The sequence below is a fragment of the Mycobacterium sp. D16R24 genome (assembly GCF_002013385.1).
Classification (GTDB): domain Bacteria; phylum Actinomycetota; class Actinomycetes; order Mycobacteriales; family Mycobacteriaceae; genus Mycobacterium.
Map to the genome: position 1 here is coordinate 83,442 of NZ_MAEV01000019.1, position 23,175 is coordinate 106,616.

The following is a 23,175-nucleotide window of genomic DNA, read 5'->3' on the forward strand; positions in this document are numbered from 1 at the left end:
TGTGGCTCTCCGTGTCCGGCCTGGGATAGTTCCCAGCCGCTACCAAACCTAAAAAAGCCCCCGGCGCTCAGCGCGTCGGGGGCTTTTAGGCTTTCTCGTCAGACCTTGGCGCTGCGACGCGACCTTCTGCGTTCGCGTACCGCGGCGAATGCCGACTTCAGCCCGCGCCGCTCGCGCGGCTCGAGCTCGTCGAACATCTTCACGCTGCGCGTTTCCGGCGCATTGTCGGCGGTGTACTTCAGGTACTTGTCCGGCAGCGACAGCTTGGCAATGGTCCGCCATGTCTTCGCGTACTGCACCAGGAACGGGCCGGAGGTGTACGGCAGGTCGTACTTGTCGCACAGCTCGCGCACCCGCACCGACACCGCGGCCAACCGGTTACTCGGCAGATCCGGGAACAGGTGATGCTCAATCTGATGGCACAGGTTGCCGCTCATGAAGGCCATCGCGGGGCCGGCGTCAAAGTTGGCGCTTCCCAACATCTGTCGCAGATACCACTGACCCTGCGTCTCGTTCGCCAGATCTTGCTTGGTGAACTTCTCGGCACCATCCGGGAAATGTCCGCAGAAGATGACGGCGTTAGACCAGATGTTCCGGATCACGTTGGCCAGCGCGTTGGCTGTAGCGGTCTTACGGAAACTGCCCGACGGTGAGAGGGCGCTGGCTGCGGGGTACAGAACATAATCCTTGGCCACCTGCTTGCCTATCTTGGCCAGCACCTCTTCACGTTTGGCCGCGAACTCTTCCTTGTCGGCGCGCCCCTGCGCCACCTTGCCCAGCTCCAAATGCTGTGCCCCAACTCCCCATTCGAAGAGCAGCATCAGCAACGTGTTGTACGCAAGGTTGCCCAGGTTGAACGGCGACCACTTCTTGTCGCGGGTGATGCGCAGCAGGCCGTAGCCCACATCGTCATCCATGCCAAGCACATTGGTGTACTTGTGGTGGATGTAGTTGTGGGTCTGCTTCCAGTGCGAGGACGGGTCCACCATGTCCCACTCCCAGCTGGAGGAATGGATTTCGGGATCGTTCATCCAGTCCCACTGGCCGTGCATGACGTTGTGACCGATCTCCATGTTCTCGACGATCTTGGCCACGCCGAGCGTCACTGCTCCCGCCCACCAGGCGGACCGCTTCTTGCTCGCCGCCAGCAGCACGCGCCCGCTCAGTTCCAGGGCCCGCTGCGCGGCGATGGTGCGACGGATATAGCGGCGGTCGGCAGCTCCGAGCGATTCCTCGACATCCCGACGGATCGCGTCCAGCTCGTGTCCGAGTGCCTCAACATCAGCCTCGGTGAGGTGCGCGAATTCCTGGATATCCGAAATCGCCATCGGTGAGCTCCCTTCGCCGGTTCGTGCCTACGATAGCGTAACCTACGGCACCGTAGGTTACTAGGCCGTTAACCTCAAACGTCGAGTACGCAATCCCCTGACGCTGCGGAAACACAGGTTTGAATCCGCGATCCCGGCTCATGCTCGGCGCCATTTCGCAGGTCTCGTGCGTGTCCTTCCAGCAGCGGCACTACACAGGTCTGGCAGATCCCCATCCGGCACCCGAAGGGCATCTGCACGCCGGCTTCCTCCCCCGCGTCCATCAGCGAGGTCGCAGCATCGGCCGCGCGCTGCTTACCGCTACGCGCGAAGGTGACCAGACCGCCCTGCCCGTGTGGCGCGGCCCGTGACACCGCGAATCTCTCCAAATGGAGCAGCTCGACAACATCCGCATCGGCCCACACCCGCTGCGCATCGTCGAGCATGCCCTCCGGGCCACATGCCCACGTCTGGCGTTGCGCCCAGTCGGGTACCTCGGAGGCCAGCGATGAGAGATCCAAACGCCCCTGAGTCTTCGTCGTCCGCAGCCGGTACCGGTAGGACGGGTGCGCATCGGAGAGCGCCGCGAGCTCCCCGGCGAACATCACGTCGCTCTCGGTCGGCGCCGAGTGCAGGTGCACCACATCGGGCAGCGGCAGGTCCGCCGCGGCCGAACGCCGCACCAACGTGCGCAACATCGACATCACCGGGGTGATGCCACTGCCCGCGGTCAAGAACAAGATCGCGGGTGGCGCGGGGTCGTCCAGCACAAAATTGCCCTGAGGGGCCGCCAGCCGGACGATCGTCCCCGGCTCCAGGCCGTTGACCAGGTGCGTGGAGAGGAAGCCCTCGGGCATCGCCTTGACGGTGATGGTGATGGTGCGTCCCGAACCACCGGCGTGCACCGGCGCCGATGTCAGCGAGTACGACCGCCAGCGCCAACGGCCGTCGATGAGTACGCCGATGCCGACGTACTGGCCGGGGTGATAGTCGAAGTGGAAGCCCCAGCCCGGCTTGATCTCCAGGGTCGCGGAGTCACTTGTTTCCTTGTGCACGTTCACCACGCGGCCCCGCAACTCGCGGGCAGACCACAGCGGGTTGGCCAGGCTCAGATAGTCATCCGGCAGCAGTGGCGTGGTAATGCGAGAAGCCAAGCCACGCAAGACGTTTACCGCAGCATGGCGTGACTTGGGCCCACCCGGGGCCGATGCGTCGAGCCAGGAAGCCAGTTTCACAGCCGATGACCTTCCATTGACGAAGGAGATGCCCAGCGAGGCGTAACCTACGCTACCGTAGGTTACCGGTCGGGAACAGGCCAATCGGCCAGGTCATGCGGCTTACAACAGGTCGAGCAGGAACGGCAGTTCTTGGGTGGCGTACCAAGCCAGATCATGGTCTTGTGCATCCCCAACGACCAGCTCGGCATCCTCGTCGCCCAGGTCCGCGGCGTCGATCACCTCGGCCGCACGCACCACGTCCGATTCGGCCTGCGCCAGATCGACGTGCGCGGCCACCACCGCGGATATCGGCACAGCGGCCGCTAACCGCACCACCGCATCATCCAGATCCGGACGCAGCTTGGCATCGTCGGCGGTCGCGACCAGCACCGCCCGTCGGGCCGGCAACTGGTCATCGCCGTCGTGGTTGGCCAGCAGCCGCAGCGAGGCCAGCGCCGCCTCACGCATGGCCACCTCGGACAGCTCATCCTCGTCGCCTGCGGAATAGGCCTCGCGCAGCGCCGGGGTCACCGCGAAAGCGGTGCCGTTCACCGGCCACAACTCGCCGTCGGCCACCAATTCGCGCAGCATCGCGAGCGTCACCGGGATGTAGACCTGCATGGGCATTACTGCGCCGCCTCCAACAACTCGTCGAGCGCCTCGGTGATCAGCACCGGAAGCATGTCTGCATCCGGCATCGCATCACGATCAGCGTTGATTCCGTAATACACGACGCCGTTGTAGGAAGTCAGCCCAATAGACAGCACCTGATTACGCAGCAGCGGAGGCACCGGGTAGATCTCTGCCAAGCGCACCGCCGATATACATCGGGGCCTGCGGCCCAGGCACATTCGTAACCAGCAGATTGAACAGCCGGTTCGGCAGTGTGGTCGCGACGCGGGCCGCCAACGCGTGCAAGGTCGGCGGGACAAATCCGGAGAGCGCGGCCATGTTCGGCACGTCCACCAAACTGAATGCCGCTGAATGCGATTCGGTGGCATGCGCGATCTGCGACAACCGCACCACGGTGTTGCCCTCACCCACCGGAAGGTCGACGAGAAACGGCGATACCTCGGTGGTGGCGGCGCCCTCGGCGAGAACATCCAGGTCACCGTCCCGGTACACCGACATCGGCACCATCGCCCGAATCATCGAGGTAGTGGTGACCGGCTCTCCCCTGCTCATCAGCCAATTGCGCAGCGCCCCAGCGATTACCGCCAACACCACATCATTGACATCGCAATCGTATTTGGCACGCACCCGCCGATAATCGGCCAGCTTGGTGGTCACCACGCTGAATCGCCTACTGCGCGAAACGCGTTGGTTGAGTGGCCCGCGTGGGGCGGCACCACGGGCCGCGGTTCGCACCACCTTGGCCATGCGCTCACCCAACTCGCCGATCTCGCCCGTCAGCGACGCGGCATCGGCAACCGCGCTGCGCACCGCCTCCAGGCGGGCACCGGGGCGCGCCAACCACTCCGAGACCGCACCGGCGACCAGCTCACTAGAGCTCGGTTCGTGCTCCGGAACCCAGATATCCTCGCCGAAGTCCGGGGTGCGGGCTGTCCGGTCGAACAGAACCTGTCCGAGTTCGAGCGCGGATTGGCCGTCCACCAGAGCCTGATGCGTCTTGGTGTAGATGGCCAGCCGGTTCTTGGACAACCCCTCAACCAGGTACATCTCCCACAGCGGCCGCGACCGATCCAGCGGGCGAGATGTCAAGCGTGCCACCAGATCTTGCAGTTGCCCGTCACTACCCGGGGACGGCAACGCCGAGCGCCGAATATGGTAGGTGATATCGAAATCGACATCGTCCAGCCAGACCGGCCGGGCCAGTCCGAACCCGATCTCCTTGACCCGCTGCCGATAGCGTGGAACCTGCGGGAGCCGGCTCTCCACCAACGCGAGAAGCTCCTCGTACGTGAAGCCACCGCGAGGCTTGCGGATGATCGCCAACGAGCCGACGTGCATCGGGGTTGAGCTGTCCTCGCTGGAGAAGAACGATGCGTCAAGCGCGGACAACCTGCTGACCACGATCCGCGCCGCCTTCCCCTAAGAATCTCGCCACTTGTACCCAGCGGCGCCGCTGTCCCGAACGTCCCGCCAACCGTACCCTGGCGCCCTCGACACCGGCTGTGCGATCATGATCGGCAACGTTCTGCGCCTCTCCCGCAGAGCGAATGAGGGGGCTCATTCACTGGAGGGGAAATGTCTCATCGCTATGTCACCCGGGTGGCCGATTACGAACCTGCGCCGGTGCTGGCCAGCCTGCCGCAGGCCTGTCAGTCACCACGTCCGGCGAGGTTGCGCCAATCGCGGACTCGGCCAGCGGGCATTGAGCGCCAGGCACATCTGCGCGAACAATCTCCGCCGCCTGAGGCGGTTGCGTTCGCGGATGCCGCAATGCGCCGGGTCCTGGAAGTCATGGATCGGCGCCGGCCGATAGTCCAGCTGCGCCCGCTGCTGGCCGACGGGCCCCTGAGCGCGGTCATGGCACGTTCCTCGCGCACCCCGACCACCGCCGCGGCCCGGCTTTACAAGATCCGGGTGCGCCGCTGCGCGGACGACACCGCCGAGATCTTCGGAACGTTCGAGCGCGGTGGACGCATCCGGGCATTCGCCGGACGCATCCAATCCGTACGGGGTAACTGGCTCGTGGCCGCGTTGCAGCTCGGCTGACGCCGACCGCGGCTAGCGCTTGCGGCGCGACCGCGGCGGCTTGGAGGTGCGGCCCGCGTTGCGCGCCGCTTCCCGACGCTCACGCCGCGTGCCACTGCCCGGGGCCGAGTCACCGCCACCGGCCTCATGCCGGGATTGCGCTGAACCGTCTTCCGCCGGCCCCGAGTACGTGAGCTCGGGCGCGGACTCCTCGAGCCCCTTCGCGCGCAACTCACCCTGCGCGGCCTGCGCTGCGGCGGAAGCGAACTCGGCTAACCCTTCGGGCGCCGCCTGCGGGGCAACCGTTCCGGCTGCGTCTTCCGCGGGCGACGTTACCTCGACGTTGATGTTGAACAGGAAGCCGACCGACTCTTCCTTGAGGCCGTCAAGCATGGCGGTGAACATGTCGTAGCCCTCGCGCTGGTACTCGACCAGCGGATCGCGCTGCGCCATCGCCCGTAGGCCGATGCCCTCCTTGAGGTAGTCCATCTCGTAGAGGTGCTCGCGCCACTTACGATCGATCACGCTGAGCAGGATGTTGCGTTCCAGCTGGCGCATCGAGCCCTCGCCGGCCAACCCGTCGATCTCGGCTTCCCTTGCCTTGTAAGCCTTCTTGGCGTCGTCGAGCAGGGCCAACTTGAGGTCGGCGGGGCTCAGCTCGTCGGCCTCACCGTAGGTGTCGGATGCGATGAGTTCCTCGGGCTTCAGGCTCACCGGGTACAGCGTCTTGAGCGCGGTCCACAACGCTTCGAAGTCCCAGTCCTCGTGATAGCCGTCGGCAGTGGCACCGTCGACGTAGGCGGCGATGGTGTCGGTGATCATCTCTTCAATCTGCGGCTGCAGATCCTCGCCGTCGAGGATGCGGCGGCGTTCGGCGTAGATGACCTTGCGCTGCTGGTTCATCACCTCGTCGTACTTGAGGACGTTCTTGCGGACCTCGAAGTTCTGCTGCTCTACCTGGGTCTGTGCGCTCTTGATGGCGCTGGTCACCATCTTGGCCTCGATCGGCACGTCGTCGGGGACGTTCATGCGCGTCAGAATCGTTTCCAGCGCAGCGCCATTGAAGCGTCGCATCAACTCGTCGCCCAACGACAGGTAGAAGCGAGACTCGCCCGGGTCGCCCTGACGTCCGGAACGACCGCGCAGCTGGTTGTCGATACGACGCGACTCGTGCCGTTCGGTGCCCAGCACGTACAGGCCACCGGCCTCCTGGACCTCCTTGGCCTCGGTCTCAGCGGCATCCTTGAACTTCTGCAGCGTCGCGTCCCAGGCGTCTTGGTACTCGTCCGGGGTCTCCACCGGGTCCAGGCCCTGTTCGCGAAGGTGCGTGTCCGCCAAGAAGTCCGGGTTACCGCCCAGCACGATGTCGGTACCGCGGCCGGCCATGTTGGTGGCCACCGTGATGGCCCCCCGGCGCCCGGCCTCGGCGATGATGCGGGCTTCCTGCTCGTGATACTTGGCGTTAAGCACATTGTGCGGAATGCGGCGCTTAGTGAACTGCCGTGAAAGGTATTCGGAGCGCTCCACACTCGTGGTACCGATCAGGACGGGCTGGCCCGCCTCGTACCGCTCCACCACATCGTCGACGACCGCGATGTACTTGGCTTCCTCGGTCTTGTAGATGAGGTCGGATTGGTCCTTGCGAACCATCGGTCGGTTGGTGGGGATCGACACGACACCGAGCTTGTAGATCTCGTGCAGCTCGGCTGCCTCGGTCTGGGCGGTACCGGTCATACCGGCGAGCTTGTCGTAGAGACGGAAGTAGTTCTGCAGGGTGATGGTGGCCAGCGTTTGGTTCTCGGCCTTGATCTCCACACGCTCCTTGGCCTCGATGGCCTGGTGCATGCCCTCGTTGTAGCGCCGGCCCAGCAGCACACGACCGGTGAACTCGTCGACGATCAGCACCTCGCCGTCGCGGACGATGTAGTCCTTGTCGCGGTTGAACAGTTCCTTGGCCTTGATGGCGTTGTTGAGGTAGCTCACCAGCGGCGAGTTGGCCGCCTCGTACAGGTTGTCGATACCCAGTTGGTCCTCGACGAACTCGACCCCGACCTCGTGGATACCGATGGTGCGCTTGCGGATGTCCACCTCGTAATGGGTGTCCTTCTCCATCAGCGGGACAATCCGCGCAAACTCCGGGTACCAGTTCGATGCGCCGTCGGCCGGGCCGGAGATGATGAGCGGGGTACGGGCCTCGTCGATGAGGATCGAGTCGACCTCGTCGACGATGGCGTAGGCGTGTCCGCGCTGCACCAACTCGTCGAGCGAGTGGGTCATGTTGTCGCGCAGGTAGTCGAAGCCGAACTCGTTGTTGGTGCCGTAGGTGATGTCGGCGTTGTAGGCCGCGCGCCGCTCCTGCGGGTTCATCTGCGACAAGATCACGTCGACATCCAGGCCCAGGAAGCGGTGCACGCGGCCCATCCACTCCGAGTCACGTTTGGCCAGGTAGTCGTTGACCGTGACGACGTGTGTACCCTTCCCGGCCAGTGCGTTCAGGTATGCCGGCAGCACACAGGTAAGGGTCTTGCCCTCACCGGTCTTCATCTCGGCGACATTCCCGGCGTGCAGCGCGGCACCACCCATCACCTGTACATCGAAGTGGCGCTGGCTCAGCACCCGCCAGGAGGCCTCGCGCGCGACGGCGAAGGCCTCGGGCATCAGGTCATCGAGGGTCTGGCCCTTCTCCAGGCGCGCCTTGAAGTCGCCGGTCTTGGCCCGTAGCTCGGCATCGGAAAGCTTCTCGACGTCATCGGACAGGGTGTTGACGTAATCGGCCACGCCCTTGAGACGCTTGACCATGCGACCTTCACCAAGGCGCAGCAACTTCGACAGCACGTCAATATCCCCTGTACTCGTTAGGACTTGTCAGACTTCAGCGAGTCCCATCGTAGGCGTCGTCCGCATCAGCCTCCCCGAGCAGTCACTCTTGGACGGCCGTCGCGCCATCCGCGAGCACCGCCAGGCGCCGCTCGCGGGCTATGAGGAACAACGGGAACGCGACGCTGATGGCGACGAGGAAGCAGAGCGCGATGTACGCCCAGATGTGCTTGATACCCAACCGTCGGGCCTCGACAACCATGAGCACAAGGGCCGCGACCGTGAGCAGCATCAGGTCGTTGGTCAGAGAGCCTGCGACGTGATTTGCATACGCGCTGGTCACGACATCGACTAGTTTCCCGCCGGACGAGATATACGCGATGTTGTGCCACCAGGTGGCACCCACGGCGATCAGCGCTATCGCGCCGTACAAAAAACAGAGGTTTCGGCGAGCGGTAGTCACCGACGAAGTATGCGATGTGAACGAGCCCCCGATATGAGAAATCCCCGCACCGGTCGCGGACCAGGTGCGGGGATTCTCTGCGCGGGGTAACCGCGCGCCCTACTCCCCGAGGCGTATCAGGCCGTAGTCATACGCGTGCCTGCGATACACCACAGACGGGCGACCCGAGGACTCGTCATGGAAAAGGAAGAAGTCGTGGCCGACCAATTCCATCTCATACAGCGCGTCATCGACCGTCATCGGTTTGGCCGGGTGATCTTTGGTCCGCACGATGTGGCCCGGACCCTGGCCGTCATCGACCTCGGCCCCGTTGTGAGTGTGCGCGCCATTCACCGCGGCAGGTGGCGTGAAGGCATCGGCGGGGAGAACCTTGGTGGCCTCGGCGAGCGATACCGGCGTCTTGTCTCCGTAGTGAACCTTGCGGCGGTCACGACCTCGTCGCAACCTGCTCTCCAGCTTGGCGGCGGCGGCTTCCAGCGCGCTGTGGAACGTGTCGGCACATGCCTCGCCCCGGACAACCGGTCCCCGGCCCCGCGCGGTGATCTCCACGCGCTGACAGCTCTTTTTCTGGCGACGGTTGCGTTCGTGTTCGAGTTCTACATCAAAGAGGTAAAGGGTCTTGTCGTAACGTTCCAAACGGGAAAGTTTGTCGTTCACAAAGATTCGAAAGTGATCGGGGATTTCTACGTTTCGGCCCTTGACCACGATATCGGCTTGGGCTGTCCGCTCCCCGTCCTCGAGTGCAACGGATGCCTTTGATGTGCTTGACAACTCATACCTCCGGTACTGAGAGTGCGCTTGCGCTCAACCCATCCGCTAGGGACTAAAGATGTTGACGAAGCGCATGTTTGATGTTTGAAGTACGCCGGAGTCGCCTGAAACTCTGAGACGGCAGCCCGCCGGCGCTGGGGTTGGTAACCACCTCCTCCGCCGAATGGGACGCAGGCGTTTCGTGTTGGTGAGCGGTTCGACCCACCAAACGCGGAACGTTCATAGCTTGTTGGCCCCGACGGTAGTCCGTGTTCACTCGCCTTGCCACCGATTCGTGAGAGTCGTTTCGAGATCGTCATACGATCTTTAGGAGTACGTCAGCGTGAGCACGGCAGCGACCCGAAATCCTGCGGATTTCAACACTCTGACCGATTCGGCAACGGTGGCTCCGGTGGTTACGACATCGTCGACCAGCACCAATTCGGTGGCCGGCCGCGGGGCCCGGCGCAGCGTGACACGTCCGGCGACGTTGTGCTGCCGGGCCGAAATGGACAGTCCGACCGAATCTCGCGCACCGATCTTCATGCGCAGCAGCGACGCAACGTGCACGCCCGGAATCCGGGTGGCGACCGTCGCTACGGCGGTCACCGGGTCTCCACCGCGTCCACGCGCCGCGATCCACCGCGTGGGCGCCGGAACCAATGTCACCGGCTGCTCAACGAGGTGCCAGCGCAGCAGCTCACCCACTCCCCGGGCCAGCGCCGCCCCCAGCGGAACGGCGAGGTCGCGGCGGCCGCGGTCCTTCATCGTCACAATCGCCTGTCGCCGGGGGCCCGCATAGCGCCCGAGGGAGAGGACGGGCACACCCGGATCGACGCGCGTCGTCACCACCACGGGCTCGGCGGCGAACGCGCACGCGCAGGCTTCACACCAGCGGGTGGACGGCGCCCCGCAACCGCCGCAGGCCAGCGGCAGCATCAGATCGAGCATGCGATGACTGTGCGCGCAGGGTCCGACATATCCCTTCACGCAATTTCCGCGTTCCGCATGCGCGCCGTGGTGGTATCAATTCCCCATGTCGACTGACCCCGCCGATGACGAGAGCATCCCGTCGCGGGCCTTGGGATTAATGACGGGACCGCTGGCACTTCTCCTCATCGGTTTCAGTTTCTTGCCGTGGTGGGGCATCTCCGCGGACATCGGCACATCGGAGCCGGTCACCGTCACCGGCATCGGCCGGATAACCGGCGACCCCTCATTTGCGTCACTGTCAGGCAAGGCCGGACAACCAGGGGTCGCCACCGCCATCGCAGGCATTTTTGTCCTGGCCATCGCGGCCATGTGGAGTCGCGGCCGTTTCGGTTGCGTGCGTTCACGTCTGGTCGCGTGTGCACTAGCCACCTCCGCTGCAGCACTGGCCGGTCTCGTGCCGGTGTGGCGGGCGTACGTCGCGGAAAACGTTCTCGACGCCATCGGTCTCGGGTCGCTGCTCAAGCTCCGGACCCATTACGGCGACGTTCTCTTCACGGCATACGGCGCCGTCGGCACCGGCGTCACCGCATTGGTGATCGCGATCCTCACCGCGCTAAGCGCGGTACGTGCGCACGCGGCGTGGCGGGTGCCCATCGCGATTGTCGTCGGGCTCGCCGTCGGCATAGGAATTGCATTCGCCATCCATGCGGGCATGCCGCTGCGCCCGAGCTAATAACTGCGAGGCAGTGCCGCGACCAGCCTCTCGATCTGACTGCGATCCAGCACCGCGATCGTGCCGTCGGGCAGCCCGAGAATCCGGTCGGTGGCAACACCATAGAGCCGCTGACGCTGGACCGCGGCATCGATCGCGTCGGCGCGCGCGCGCGCGTCGGGCGCGGCGATGATCCGGTGCATGGTGGCACCCATGTTGGCCGCAAAGCCCTGGATCATGTCACCGACGCCCTCCGGATCGAATGTCTCGAACACTCCCTCGGCAACCCCGCGCGTGATCACCTCGGTGAGCACCGGCCGAAACTTGTCCTCCCAGATCGCCGAGATCCTGCGCAGCAGCGACTGATTCTCCGGCCGCAACATCGACATCATCGCCGCGATGCTCTCCGGTGCACCGAGAGCCATCTTGACCTCGTAGCTGGCGCGCAGGCCCGCGTTCAGCCGCTCCAACGCACCCACCCCCGGCTCGGCGAAGACCGGGCTCAACTCCGCGAAGGCCTGATGCACGCTGCGCTCCGACAGCGCGGCCACCAGGGCCTCCTTTGAGGAAAAGTAATGATAAAAGGCACCTTTCGAAATCCCGGAGGTGGCGATGAGATCGTTGAGACTCACCGTGTCGTAGCCACGCTCCAGAAACAGGGCCATCGCCAGATCGAGCAATTCGGTCCGGCGCACCTCCGGATGTTTCACCACACGCGGCACGGGTCAGGGCTTCCTGATCCAGCCCACGTATGTCAGATACACGCCGATGACCGCCAGGATCGCAAAGAAGACACGGACCGCACCGACCGCGGGCACCGACACCTCAACGCCACTTTGCATCAGCTGAGGAAATGCCAACAGCACAAATCCCCGCAGTGCCAGAAACCAGCCGAACAGCGAGATGAGCACCGGCGCGAGTCCCCTCCAGAACTGGTGGAAGGCGATGATCATCAGCCCACAGAAGAGCAGCAGCGCGCCGAAGAGCCACGCCCACATGGGGTCCTTGAAGAAGCTGTCACTGAGGAAGCCGGGCCCGCCCACGCGAATCGCGATGACGGTGGTGACGGTGGCGACGAATGGACCGATCACCCGCGCAAATGCGCGCGTGCGCTGGGCCGGAACCTCCGTAGTGGGCGCGGTTGTCATGACGCGAACTCCTTTCGAACGGCGAAAATAGACCACTGGTCGGTATGTTAGACCACTGGTCGGTATACACGCACGGCGTGCCGCAGAACACCGCTGCCGCCGACTCGATCTGACTAGGCTCGGATTCATGGAGACCCGGACAGCACCCGCCGATGCCGACATCCTCACCTCAAACCTGCGCGTTGCACTCGACGGCCGTTTCGGTCCGATACGCGACGCCGCCCGCGAATACCTGAACCGTGCCGACCTGCTACCCGACCCGTCGCTGACGCTCGAGGAGGCGCGCGCACGATCGCTGCAGATCATGCGCGAGCTGGTGCCCCATGGCTTGCCGCAGGCGGGATTCCGCAAGGAACACGGCGGCACCGGCGATGTCGGGGCAGCGATTGTCGGCATCGAGATGCTCGGCTACGCGGACCTGTCGCTCATGGTCAAGGCCGGTGTGCAGTGGGGACTTTTCGGCGGCGCGATCGAAAACCTGGGCACCGCAACCCATCACGAGCAGTACGTGGTCCCGCTGATCAACCTCGATGTGCTCGGCTGTTTCGCCATGACCGAGACCGGCCATGGCTCCAACGTTCAGGCCTTGCAGACCATCGCGACCTATGACAGCCAGACCGGCGACTTCGTCATCAACTCCGAGGGCTCACTGGCGCGCAAGGACTACATCGGCGGCGCCGCCGAGCATGCCACCGTGGCAGCGGTTTTCGCGCAGCTCGTCACCGGCGGGCCCGGCGAGGAGGCCACCGGTCGCGGAGTGCATTGTTTTGTAGTACCGATCAGGAGCGCGGACGGCAACGACCTGCCCGGCGTCACTACCAGCGACTGCGGATACAAGGGCGGTCTCGCCGGGGTCGACAACGGGCGCATCGTGTTCGACAACCTGCGGGTGCCACGCGCCAACTTGCTCAACAAATATGCGGACGTCGCCGCCGATGGCTCGTACAGCTCGCCCATCGAGAACGAGAACAAGCGGTTCTTCACCATGCTGGGCACACTCATCCGCGGACGGGTGAGCGTCGCCGCCACCTCGGGTGCGGCGGCACGCAAGGCGCTGACCATCGCGTCGCGATATGCCCTGGTACGTAAGCAGTTCGACACTCCGGACAGCGACGACGAAGTGATCATCGCCGATTACCTCGTGCATCAACGCAAGCTTCTGCCCTTGATCGCACGGTCGTACGCGCTCGCGTTCGCACAGAACGAACTCACCGAAGAGCTGCATGAAGTACAGACCGCAGATGAGGTGGACGGCGACCGACAGCGTCAGCTGGAAAGCACCGCAGCGGGTTTGAAGGCCACGACCAGCTGGCATGCCCAGAACACCATCACCGTATGCCGGGAAGCGTGCGGCGGCGCCGGGTACCTCGATGCCAACCAGCTCACCATTCTGCGGCGCGACATCGATGTATTCACCACCTTCGAGGGCGATAACACCGTGCTCACCCAGCTGGTGGCCAAGGAACTCCTGTCGTCCTACGGCGAGGACGTGCGTGGCCTCAACGCCGTGGGCTGGACGCGGTTTATCGCCGGCATGGCCCGCGACGTAATCCTGGAACGCTCCGCGGCACGACAGGTCATTCAGACCATCCTGGACTCCTCCGACGAGAACGTTGAGGAATCCGAGCTGAGCAACCGCGGCACCCAGCTACGCCTGCTGCGCAACCGCGAGGATCATCTGCTGCGCACCGCGGCCACCCGGATGCAACGCGCCCAATCCGACGACGAGGATCCGTTCGAGGTCTTCAACTCCGCGCAAGACCACATCCTCAAGGTCGGCTCCGCTCACACCGAGCGGGTGGTGCTGGAGGCGTTCATCGAGGCAATCGACAGCTGCGACAGCAAGTCAGCACAAGAGCTGCTGGAAAAGCTGTGCGATCTGTTTGTCTACAGTGCGCTCGAAACCGACCTGTCCTGGTTCCTGATGCACCGGCATGTTTCGACCGAACGGGCGAAGGCCATCAGACGCGGTGTCAACCAGCTGTGCGAGGAGCTGCGTCCGCATCTGCGCACTCTGGTCGACGCTTTCGGAATTCCTGAAGCGCTGCTCGCCACGGAGATGATCGCCGAAAACTAGCCCGTCAGCACGGGTATCGCCTGCGGTGTCATCAGTGGACGCACCTCGATCCACCGCTCCTCCGGCGTGCCCAGTCCCGTCAGCTGCAGCACGCCACGCGCATCGGCGATGTAGATGATGGCCGGCGAGGCGACAATCGTCGATACCGGAGTCAGCAGATTGCGGTCGTCCAGATCGGAGTTCACTCCGTCGAGATTCACGTTGGCCACCAGGTGCGACCCATCGTTACGCGCCACCACGATGTCGTCACCGGTACGCCAGGCCAGCGATACCGCGGAGTTTCCGAGGCCGAAACCGAGACGGCGCGGGTGCACCAGTGCGTAATCGCCGCTATCGGTCTGTACAACCGTCGCCATGATCACCTGGCCGTCGATGATCATGGCGGCACGCGTACCATCGCGTGACAACGCCAGCTCGGTGATCTGTCCCTTGTAGTTCTGCGCCACCGCCGATGATTCGACAGGCAACACCGCCACCATGGCCGTGGTGGCTTCCTGGATGACCCTGACCACCCGGCCACCATCGATGACCACCCATACCGCGTCGTCAAGGGCCCAGGTCGGGCGGGTCAACGTCTTACCGCCGACAGCCTCGCTACCGTTCGCACCGTTGGCGCCCACCCACATCGACATCAGCGGATCTTCTCCGGCCTGCACCCGGATCACCGACGCCACCTGACGCCCACTGCGCGATAGTGCTGCCGAAACTTGGCTTCCCACTTGGCCAAACGATCCGCGCACCGGCACTGCCGTGTCACGGTCGACCGTCACCAGCGATCCATTCAGCAGTCCGTAGAGACCCACTCCCGCGCCCTCGGAAGCACCGGGGTCGGTCGACGCGACATTCTGCGTGCTCCAGCCCTGCGCCAATTGCTCATCCAACGGAGCACCATTGACCTGCAGGACGTACGGCCCGGCGATACCGGCGCGCGACAGTGTCCAAATCACCTGCGCGGCAAGGAACTGCCTGGTCCGCTGATCGGGTGTCAGATCGCCTTCCAGATCGACGCGCACGCCGCCGTAGCCACGCCCCACGTCCACCCTGCTGCCATCGGCGCGTGTCACGGGTCCACGCAACCGCAGGCCGTTCAGGTGATTACGCACCGCCCCGGCCAGTTCCGGGCGCGGACCGGATAAGAGTTTGTAGACGAGCTCGGTGGCCAGCGAATCGGGGTCGTTCACCGCCACATAGCGCGGATCGGGCACCACGGTGCGACCGGCGGGATCCGCGAAGTACACGGTGTATCGCCGATAGGTGGCCTGGAACTGCGCCCAGTCCAGGAAGACTCCATTGGGGAGCGTGTCGATTCGCCACTCGCCGTTGACCTTCACCAAGGTGAATTGGGGATCTTGGGTATCCCCCTGAGCGGTCTCGAACACCCCGATATCGGACAAGGTGCCCAATTTGTTGGCGCGCACGTTGATCGTCCACCGGTCGACGCCGCGTTGGTCGGCGAATATCGGTGACTCGATGAGCACCGCGTCGCCCGCGTCATCCCATGTCCGCGAGCCGGATTCGGTGAGGAACTGCCGGGCGGCCCGGTGCCTGTTCAACGGTTCGGCGGTGGCCTTCAAGAACTCGCGCAATACCGTCTCGGGTTCCATTCCCGGCGTGGGCGCCGGGACCCCCGGCGGCAGCGGCCGCTGCACCGTTCCGATGGCCTGCGGAGAAGAGGAGGACGGCACCCCGGCACAGCCGGTGATCCCGAGTGCCACCGCGGTCAGGATCGCGGCCACCGTGCGCCGCATCAGGACGACTCTCGCACATGTTCGGTCTTGGCCCCCGAGGTCCGCATCGGCGTGGTCTCCTGCTCCCCCGGTTGGGTTCCCCGCTCCGCCGGTTGTACTCCCCGCAAAACCGGCCGGCGCACACCAGCACTCGGACGGCTGACGGGGTTCAGCGGAAGGGGGCTCGTAGTCACTTTATGCCCGCGGACCAAGGGCACCGTCAGTCGGAACAACGCCCCGTTACCCGGTTCGCCCCACGCCTCCAGCCGTCCCTGATGCAACCGGGCGTCCTCGACGCTGATCGCCAGCCCCAGTCCGGTGCCGCCGGAATGACGCTTGCGCGACGGGTCGGCACGCCAGAACCTGTTGAACACCAGTTTTTCCTCACCGGGACGCAGGCCGACCCCGCGATCTCGCACGGTGACGGCAACACTGTCGACATCGGCGGCCATTCGGATGGTGACGGGCTTGTGCTCGCTGTGGTCGATCGCGTTGGCGACCAAGTTGCGCAGAATCCGTTCCACGCGACGAGGATCCACCTCGGCGATGATCTCGCTGTCGGGCATGTCCAGCTCTACCACCGTGTCCAGCTCGTCGGCGAGGTGCTTGACCGAGGCCACCACCGTCTTGACGGTGTCGCGCAGATCCACCTGCTCCACGGCAAGCTCGGCCACACCGGCATCGTGCCGCGAAATTTCCAGGAGATCGGCCAGCAGCGTTTCAAACCGGTCCAGCTCATTAGTCATCAGCTCGGCGGAACGTTGCAGCGCCGGGTCGAGCTCCTCACGGTTGTCGTAAATGAGATCGGCCGCCATCCGCACCGTGGTCAGTGGGGTACGCAGTTCATGGCTGACGTCGGAGGTGAAGCGGCGCTGCAGATTTCCGAACTCTTCCAGCTGGGTGATCTCGCGCGAGAGGCTTTCCGCCATATCGTTGAACGACACCGCGAGCCGCGCCATATCGTCGACACCGCGCACCGGCATGCGTTCGGACAGATGTCCTTCGGCGAACCGCTCGGCAATGCGGGAGGCCGACCGCACCGGCAGCACCACCTGACGTGCGACCAGCAGTGCGGCGGCGGCCAGGAGCACCAGCAGCACCACACCGCCGGTGACGATGGTTCCGCGCACCAGCGAAATGGTGCTTTCCTCGCTCGACAGCGGGAAGACCAGGTACAGCTCGAGCGCGGTTACCTTGGACGTCGTCGGCGAACCGATGACAAGGGCCTTCCCCGAGAAGTTCTCGGTGTGCACGGTCGAGTACTGATAACTGACCTGGCCGGCCTTCACGAATTCGCGCAGCGGGCCCGGGATCTGGGTGGCCGGCCCCGACGATGTCGCCTCGCGGGGCCCGTCACCGGGAACCAGGAGGACCGCGTCGAACGCCCCGGCGCCCCCGCCCTCGGAACCCTTGCTGCCGTTCAACAATTGGTTACGCGCCAGCTCCAGGCTGCTTTGTAGTGAACGGGTTTCCTCGCCGCCGACGTCATCGCTGACGATGACCCGCGCACGTTCCATCTCCTCCGTCGCGACCCGAATCTTCGATTCCAGGATGCGATCGGTCACCTGGCTCGTGAGCACAAATCCCAGGATCAGGATGACCAGGGAGGACAGCGCCAAATTGGACACCACCACCCGCACCTGCAGGGAACGGCGCCAGGTGAACCCGACCGCTCGACTCAGCGCCTTCAGTCCGCGTATCAGTGGTGCCGATCGCCGCTGAATGCGCCGCTTCGAGCTGAAGATCACGGGGGTCCGGCCTTATATCCCACTCCTCGAACGGTCAACACCACGGTCGGATTCTCCGGGTCCTTCTCGACCTTCGCCCGCAGCCGCTGCACGTGGACGTTCACCAGCCGGGTATCGGCCGGGTGACGGTAACCCCACACCTGTTCGAGCAGCACATCACGAGTAAACACCTGGCGCGGTTTACGTGCCAGCGCCACCAGAAGGTCGAACTCCAGCGGGGTCAGGGAGATCTGCTCGCCCTCGCGGGTGACCTTATGCGCGGGCACATCGATCTCGATACCCGCGATGTTCAGCAGTTCGGCCGGCTCATCGTCGTTACGCCGCAACCGGGCACGGATGCGGGCGACGAGCTCCTTGGGCTTGAACGGCTTCATGATGTAGTCGTCGGCACCGGACTCCAGGCCGAGCACCACGTCAACGGTGTCGGTCTTGGCGGTGAGCATGACAATCGGAACACCGGAATCGGAACGCAGCACCCGGCATACGTCAATGCCATTCATCCCGGGCAGCATGAGGTCCAACAGAACCAGATCAGGGCGCAGCTCGCGAACGGCGGTGAGCGCCTGGGTACCGTCGCTCACCACAGCCGTCTCGAAGCCCTCCCCGCGCAACACGATGGTGAGCATCTCTGCCAATGACGCGTCATCGTCGACAACAAGGATCCTTTGCCTCATAGATCCCATCGTGTCACTAGATCGTGACAAAACCGGGGTACCAAGGGGGCGAGTTGCGAACTAGTCTCCGGTGAGCTGCGCGCGAACCTTGAACTTCTGAATCTTGCCGGTGGCGGTTCTGGGTAAAGCGTCGACGAACTCGACACGCTTGGGGCACTTGTACCCGGCCAGATGCTCCCGGCAGTGCGCGACGAGATCCGGTCCCGTTGGCGGATCAGCCCCTGGGGCCGCCTCAGCGATCACCACCACCGCCGTGACGAGCTCGCCCCACTTCTCGTCGGGCACGCCAACGACCGCGGCCTCCCGAACCCCCGGATGAGATATCAGCGCGTCTTCCACTTCGATGGACGACACGTTCTCGCCACCAGTGATGATGATGTCCTTCTTGCGGTCCGAGATGCTGAGGTAACCCTCGGACATCGATCCGCGGTCACCGGTGTGAAACCAATTGCCTGCCAACGCCTCCGTGGTGGCCTCCGGCTGGTCCCAGTAACCGTCGAGATTCGTATTCGACTGCGTGAGCACCTCGCCGTCCTCGGCGATCGATACCCGGACACCGATCGCCGGAGCGCCCGCGCGGCCCAGCATGCGCGCCTGCTGATGGTCGTCGAGGTCTGCCCATTCTGACCGAAACCGATTCATCGTGATGAGCGGCGCGGTTTCGGTAAGCCCATAAATCTGGATGAACTCCCAGCCGAGCTCGGCACGCACCCGGGCGATCGTGCGCGTCGGAGGCGGCGCTCCCGCGACGATGATCCGGACCCGCTCTCGGCCCGGAATAGGTCCTTGCCAACGCGCGGCGGCATCCAGAACGGAATCGACGACCGTTGGGGCCGCACACATCACGGTGACACCGTGATCCTGCACGCGTCGCAGGATCTCGTCTCCGTCGATCTTGCGCAGCACGATGTGCCGGCCACCCATTCCGGTCGCCGCGTACGGCCAACCCCAGCCGTTGCAGTGGAACATCGGCAATGTGTGCAGCAGTACATCGTCGTCGCGCAGGGTCGCGTGCAACCCGAAGACAACGGCATTGAGCCAGATGTTGCGATGGGTCAGCTGCACACCCTTGGGCCTACTCGTGGTTCCTGACGTGTAATTCAGTGTGGCGGTGGATGATTCAACGCACGACCACGGGCAGGGGCTAGCCGGGTTCGGCGACTCCTCCTCGCCGGTTTTACCGAATATCGCGGCGTCGTCCTCACCCAGCACGAAGTTGTGAGGGGCGCGCACGGTATCCAGCAGGCCGCGCACCTCCGGATCCACAATCAGCACCGAGGCGCGCGAATGCTCGATGATGTACTCGATCTCGGCGGGCGCCAAGCGAAAGTTGATGGGCACCAGGATCCGTCCCCACCCGGACACCCCGAAGAACGAGGTGAGCAGTCGCGCGCTGTTCTGAGAGACGATCGCCACGCGCTCCCCGGGTCCGACGCCGAGATCGTCGAGCGACGCGGCTTGCCCACGTGCCCGCTCGGCGAGCTGCCGGTAGCTCAACGCCCCCCAGGAGGACGCCGGTTGCGCCGGCTCGTCGACTACCCCGACACGGTCGGGATAGACCAACTCGGCACGGTCCAGGAAATCTCGCACACTCAGGTCGAAGAACACGCACCAATCCTGCCGTCCCGCTCCCCATGTGGCGTGGATATCCACGAAGCGCGGGGACATCTTGCCGGTCACTGGTGGACGGGTGTTTAATGAGGGCGCTTGTTCAGCAGTGGTTCATGTGCGCTTTGCGCCAGCGCCTAGGAGGTGACGCGACTATGTCCGATAGTCAACCTCCGAGTATCCACGGCGCCTTCTAACGCAGACCCGGGTTGCGCTCGAAGGCGCTCTTGTTGCACCACATATGTGTGTGCACCTCGAAGCCACTGCGAGAGAACAGGACCCTTCATGAGTCATTGGGATGTCATCATCCGCGTAGCCCTGGGATTTAGCCTGGGTTGTGTCATCGGGATCGAACGGCAGTGGCGCGCCAAGAATGCCGGCCTGCGCACCAACGCGCTGGTGTGCCTGGGCGCGACACTCTTCGTCATCATGGGCGGCTACAGCTTCCATGGCCCCGGTGCTGACCCGACTCGCGTTGCAGCACAGATCGTTTCAGGCATCGGCTTCCTCGGCGCCGGAGTGATCATGAAACAGGGCGCCACCATCACCGGGCTGAACACCGCCGCCACGATGTGGGCCACCGCCGCCGTGGGCGCGCTGGCAGGCGGCGGCATGTACGACGTCGCGATTGTCGGCACCGTCGCCATCGTGCTGGCCAACGTCCTGTTGCGGCCACTCGGACATCTGCTGGATCGCCAACCCGCCATCGGCCGCGAGTCCGCACCCGCGGCGTACCTCTTCGAGGTCACCACCACCGATGAAACCGAGGCCCATATCCGGGCGCTCACCGTACAGGCCGTCAGCAGGCCTGAATTCGCGCTGCAATCGGTGCGGTCCTATGACGTCGAAGACGGCAAGCATGTGCGCGTCGTGGCGAAGCTGAGCGCAGAAGAACGCAACGACTCGCTGCTGGAGTCCGCGGTAAGCCGCCTGTCCATGGAGCCCGCGGTCTCATCGGTGCGCTGGCATATCGACCGCGAGGAAGAGGCCGAAGCCAGTGAGTGGTAGGCACATCCGTCGAGCGTGAAGCCACGGCGGCATTTCGGCCGAATACCCGCCGTATCTTCACACTCGGCGCAGGAGCTTTTCCGCAAGCGCATCCGGATCGCCACCGTCGGTGACGACCCACGGGCCGCCCCAATTGCGCTGCGCCAGATCGGCATATGCCGCGGACACCCGCGACTGCAAATCCGCGTCACGCTCATAGGTGTCGCGAGTGCGGTCGCTTTCCTGCTGCTCGCGCTGCCGCGCCCGCTGCTGGGCAAGCTCCGGGGAAACGTTCAGGAACACTTGCCAATCGGGATGCGGCAGACCGAATCGCCCGTATTCGAGCTCATACACCCAGCGGGTCATCTCGCCGTCGCCGTCCTGATGCAGCCGCGCCGCGCCGTACGCGGCGTTGGAGGCCACCCAGCGATCCAGGATCACCAGGTCGTTGGTGCGCGACAGCCCCGCGAGCTCGTCACGGGCATCACGCCGGTCCAGCGCGAACAACAGTCCCATCGCGTACGCGGAGGACACCACATCACCGTGCCCACCTTTGAGCGACTCGGCGGCGAGGTCGGCGTGCACCGAGCGCCCATAGCGCGGAAAGTCCAGCGTCGCAACGGATAATCCCTGGGCATTCGAGCGCGCTATCAGCTTCTCGGTAAGCGTGCGCTTGCCCGCGCCGTCGACACCCTCGATCGCAATCAGCTGGCCCACGGCTGGTCAGCCTACGCAAAGGCCCCCGGCACCGGAGTGCCGAGGGCCTTGTACGAGTTTCTCGACAATCAGTAACGGTAGTGCTCCGGCTTGTACGGGCCTTCCACATCCACACCGATGTACTCGGCCTGATCCTTGGTGAGCTTGGTCAGCGTGCCGCCGAGAGCCTCGACGTGGATGCGCGCCACCTTCTCGTCCAGGTGCTTGGCCAGTCGGTAGACCTCGTTGTCGTACTCGTCGTTCTTGGTCCACAGCTCGATCTGCGCGATCACCTGGTTGGAGAAGCTGTTGCTCATCACGAAGGACGGGTGGCCCGTGGCGTTACCCAGGTTGAGCAGACGGCCCTCGGACAGCACGATGATCGACTTGCCCGAGTCTCCGAAGGTCCACAGGTCCACCTGCGGCTTGATGTTGAGCCGGGTGGCGCCCGACTTTTCGAGGGCGGCCATATCGATCTCGTTGTCGAAGTGACCGATATTGCCCAGGATGGCCTGGTCCTTCATCGCCTTCATGTGGTCCAGCAGGATGATGTCGTAGTTACCGGTCGCGGTCACCACGATGTCAGCATTGCCGATGGCCTCCTCGACGGTCACGACGTCGAACCCGTCCATGAGCGCCTGCAGCGCGTTGATCGGATCGATCTCGGTGACCTGCACGCGCGCGCCCTGACCCGCGAGAGACTCGGCACAGCCCTTGCCGACGTCGCCATAGCCGCAGATGAGGACCTTCTTGCCGCCGATGAGCACGTCGGTGCCACGGTTGATGCCGTCGACCAGCGAGTGCCGAGTGCCGTACTTGTTGTCGAACTTGCTCTTGGTCACCGAGTCGTTGACGTTGATGGCCGGGAACGCCAGCTCGCCGGCAGCGGCGAACTGGTACAGGCGCAGCACGCCGGTGGTGGTCTCCTCGGTGACGCCCTGGACCGATGCGGCGACCTTGGTCCACTTGTCCTTGTCGGTCTCGAACCGCTCACGCAGCAGGTTCAGGAAGACCTTGTACTCGGCCGAGTCGTTCTCGTCCGCGGGCGGCACGACGCCGGCCTGCTCGAACTGCGCACCGCGCAGCACCAGCATGGTGGCGTCACCGCCATCGTCGAGGATCATGTTGGCCGGCTCGCCGGGCCAGGTGAGCATCTGCTCGGCGGCCCACCAGTACTCCTCCAGCGTCTCGCCCTTCCAGGCGAAGACCGGGGTGCCCTGGGGCTCCTCCGGGGTGCCATGCGGCCCGACGACGATGGCCGCCGCCGCGTGGTCCTGGGTGGAGAAGATGTTGCAGGACGCCCACCGCACCTCAGCACCGAGCGCGACAAGCGTCTCGATGAGCACCGCGGTCTGGATGGTCATGTGCAGCGAGCCGGAGATGCGAGCGCCCTTGAGCGGCAGCACTTCCGCGTACTCCCGACGCAGCGCCATGAGGCCGGGCATCTCGTGCTCGGCGAGACGAATCTCCTTACGGCCGAACTCGGCCTCGGAAAGATCGGCCACCTTGTAATCAATGCCGTTGCGTACGTCGGCCACCAGCTCGGTCATCGCCACCTCAATCGCGTCTCATGAATGTTTCTTGCATGTCAATTCAACTGACACGCATGGGTCCGTCACCAGGTTAGCGCGTGTGAGCGATAGATAGTTAGAT

General features: G+C 64.4%; 19 protein-coding genes and 1 pseudogene. 4 read left to right on the forward strand and 16 right to left on the reverse strand.

Features of this window, described 5'->3' with window-relative positions:
- Positions 1–98 precede the first annotated feature (98 nt).
- The 4 genes and pseudogenes from B4383_RS17345 to B4383_RS17360 all read right to left on the reverse strand — a co-directional run bounded on the left by B4383_RS17345 (position 99) and on the right by B4383_RS17360 (position 4,558).
- Positions 99–1,328, reverse strand: coding sequence for a fatty acid desaturase (locus B4383_RS17345; protein ID WP_078292318.1), 1,230 nt, complete (start codon positions 1,326–1,328; stop codon positions 99–101).
- A gap of 74 nt (positions 1,329–1,402) precedes the next feature.
- Positions 1,403–2,536, reverse strand: a complete 1,134-nt coding sequence (locus B4383_RS17350; RefSeq protein WP_353615630.1) for a ferredoxin reductase — start codon at positions 2,534–2,536, stop codon at positions 1,403–1,405.
- A 108-nt stretch (positions 2,537–2,644) separates the two neighbouring features.
- The gene (locus B4383_RS17355) at positions 2,645–3,145 is read right to left on the reverse strand and encodes a hypothetical protein (RefSeq protein WP_078292381.1); all 501 of its coding nucleotides are present in this window, start codon (positions 3,143–3,145) and stop codon (positions 2,645–2,647) included.
- A 5-nt stretch (positions 3,146–3,150) separates the two neighbouring features.
- Positions 3,151–4,558: pseudogene (locus B4383_RS17360) on the reverse strand (wax ester/triacylglycerol synthase family O-acyltransferase).
- A gap of 174 nt (positions 4,559–4,732) precedes the next feature.
- Between B4383_RS17360 and B4383_RS17365 the strand changes: the two are divergent.
- Entirely contained in the window at positions 4,733–5,203 is a 471-nt protein-coding gene (locus tag B4383_RS17365; protein WP_078292322.1) for an Rv3235 family protein, read from the forward strand.
- 12 nt (positions 5,204–5,215) lie between these two features.
- On the opposite strand, the gene secA is transcribed toward B4383_RS17365, so the two are convergent.
- The 4 genes from secA to B4383_RS17385 all read right to left on the reverse strand — a co-directional run bounded on the left by secA (position 5,216) and on the right by B4383_RS17385 (position 10,163).
- Positions 5,216–8,017 (reverse strand): preprotein translocase subunit SecA, encoded by a 2,802-nt coding sequence (gene secA / locus B4383_RS17370; protein ID WP_078292323.1) that lies wholly within the window; start codon positions 8,015–8,017, stop codon positions 5,216–5,218.
- A gap of 85 nt (positions 8,018–8,102) precedes the next feature.
- Positions 8,103–8,462 (reverse strand): DUF2834 domain-containing protein, encoded by a 360-nt coding sequence (locus B4383_RS17375; RefSeq protein ID WP_078292324.1) that lies wholly within the window; start codon positions 8,460–8,462, stop codon positions 8,103–8,105.
- A 99-nt stretch (positions 8,463–8,561) separates the two neighbouring features.
- Complete coding sequence (raiA, locus tag B4383_RS17380) at positions 8,562–9,233, reverse strand: ribosome-associated translation inhibitor RaiA (protein ID WP_078292325.1); 672 nt, start codon at positions 9,231–9,233, stop codon at positions 8,562–8,564.
- A gap of 306 nt (positions 9,234–9,539) precedes the next feature.
- Positions 9,540–10,163, reverse strand: coding sequence for a ComF family protein (locus B4383_RS17385; protein ID WP_078292327.1), 624 nt, complete (start codon positions 10,161–10,163; stop codon positions 9,540–9,542).
- An 85-nt stretch (positions 10,164–10,248) separates the two neighbouring features.
- Here B4383_RS17385 and B4383_RS17390 point away from each other — a divergent pair, with 85 nt between their 5' ends.
- On the forward strand, positions 10,249–10,878 hold the full coding sequence (locus B4383_RS17390) for a hypothetical protein (protein ID WP_139360841.1): 630 nt from the start codon (positions 10,249–10,251) through the stop codon (positions 10,876–10,878).
- On the opposite strand, the gene B4383_RS17395 is transcribed toward B4383_RS17390, so the two are convergent.
- The gene (locus B4383_RS17395) at positions 10,875–11,579 is read right to left on the reverse strand and encodes a TetR/AcrR family transcriptional regulator (protein WP_078292331.1); all 705 of its coding nucleotides are present in this window, start codon (positions 11,577–11,579) and stop codon (positions 10,875–10,877) included. The genes B4383_RS17390 and B4383_RS17395 overlap by 4 nt on opposite strands.
- Positions 11,580–11,582: 3 nt before the next feature.
- On the reverse strand, positions 11,583–12,005 hold the full coding sequence (locus B4383_RS17400; protein WP_078292333.1) for a hypothetical protein: 423 nt from the start codon (positions 12,003–12,005) through the stop codon (positions 11,583–11,585).
- A 127-nt stretch (positions 12,006–12,132) separates the two neighbouring features.
- Here B4383_RS17400 and B4383_RS17405 point away from each other — a divergent pair, with 127 nt between their 5' ends.
- A complete protein-coding gene (locus B4383_RS17405) occupies positions 12,133–14,082 on the forward strand; it encodes an acyl-CoA dehydrogenase (protein ID WP_078292334.1) in 1,950 nt (649 codons plus the stop codon).
- On the opposite strand, the gene lpqB is transcribed toward B4383_RS17405, so the two are convergent.
- The 4 genes from lpqB to B4383_RS17425 are packed head-to-tail and all read right to left on the reverse strand — an operon-like array spanning position 14,079 to position 19,839.
- Positions 14,079–15,830: an MtrAB system accessory lipoprotein LpqB gene (gene lpqB / locus B4383_RS17410; RefSeq protein WP_078292336.1), complete on the reverse strand. Its 1,752-nt coding sequence runs from the start codon at positions 15,828–15,830 to the stop codon at positions 14,079–14,081. The two genes, B4383_RS17405 and lpqB, sit on opposite strands and share 4 nt — an antisense overlap.
- On the reverse strand, positions 15,830–17,557 hold the full coding sequence (gene mtrB, locus B4383_RS17415) for an MtrAB system histidine kinase MtrB (RefSeq protein ID WP_078292338.1): 1,728 nt from the start codon (positions 17,555–17,557) through the stop codon (positions 15,830–15,832). The genes lpqB and mtrB overlap by 1 nt, the downstream gene beginning before the upstream one ends.
- On the reverse strand, positions 17,554–18,240 hold the full coding sequence (mtrA, locus tag B4383_RS17420) for a two-component system response regulator MtrA (RefSeq protein ID WP_070909563.1): 687 nt from the start codon (positions 18,238–18,240) through the stop codon (positions 17,554–17,556). The genes mtrB and mtrA overlap by 4 nt, the downstream gene beginning before the upstream one ends.
- A gap of 51 nt (positions 18,241–18,291) precedes the next feature.
- Complete coding sequence (locus tag B4383_RS17425) at positions 18,292–19,839, reverse strand: AMP-binding protein (RefSeq protein WP_078292382.1); 1,548 nt, start codon at positions 19,837–19,839, stop codon at positions 18,292–18,294.
- A gap of 285 nt (positions 19,840–20,124) precedes the next feature.
- On the opposite strand from B4383_RS17425, the gene B4383_RS17430 reads away from it, so the two are divergent.
- Positions 20,125–20,847 carry an MgtC/SapB family protein gene (locus B4383_RS17430; RefSeq protein ID WP_078292340.1) on the forward strand — a complete coding sequence of 241 codons (723 nt, stop codon included), beginning with the start codon at positions 20,125–20,127 and terminating at the stop codon, positions 20,845–20,847.
- 57 nt (positions 20,848–20,904) lie between these two features.
- On the opposite strand, the gene B4383_RS17435 is transcribed toward B4383_RS17430, so the two are convergent.
- Positions 20,905–21,543, reverse strand: coding sequence for a dTMP kinase (locus B4383_RS17435; protein WP_078292343.1), 639 nt, complete (start codon positions 21,541–21,543; stop codon positions 20,905–20,907).
- Positions 21,544–21,611: 68 nt separating this feature from the next.
- Positions 21,612–23,072, reverse strand: a complete 1,461-nt coding sequence (ahcY, locus tag B4383_RS17440; RefSeq protein WP_078292383.1) for an adenosylhomocysteinase — start codon at positions 23,070–23,072, stop codon at positions 21,612–21,614.
- Between the last annotated feature and the right edge of the window lie 103 nt (positions 23,073–23,175).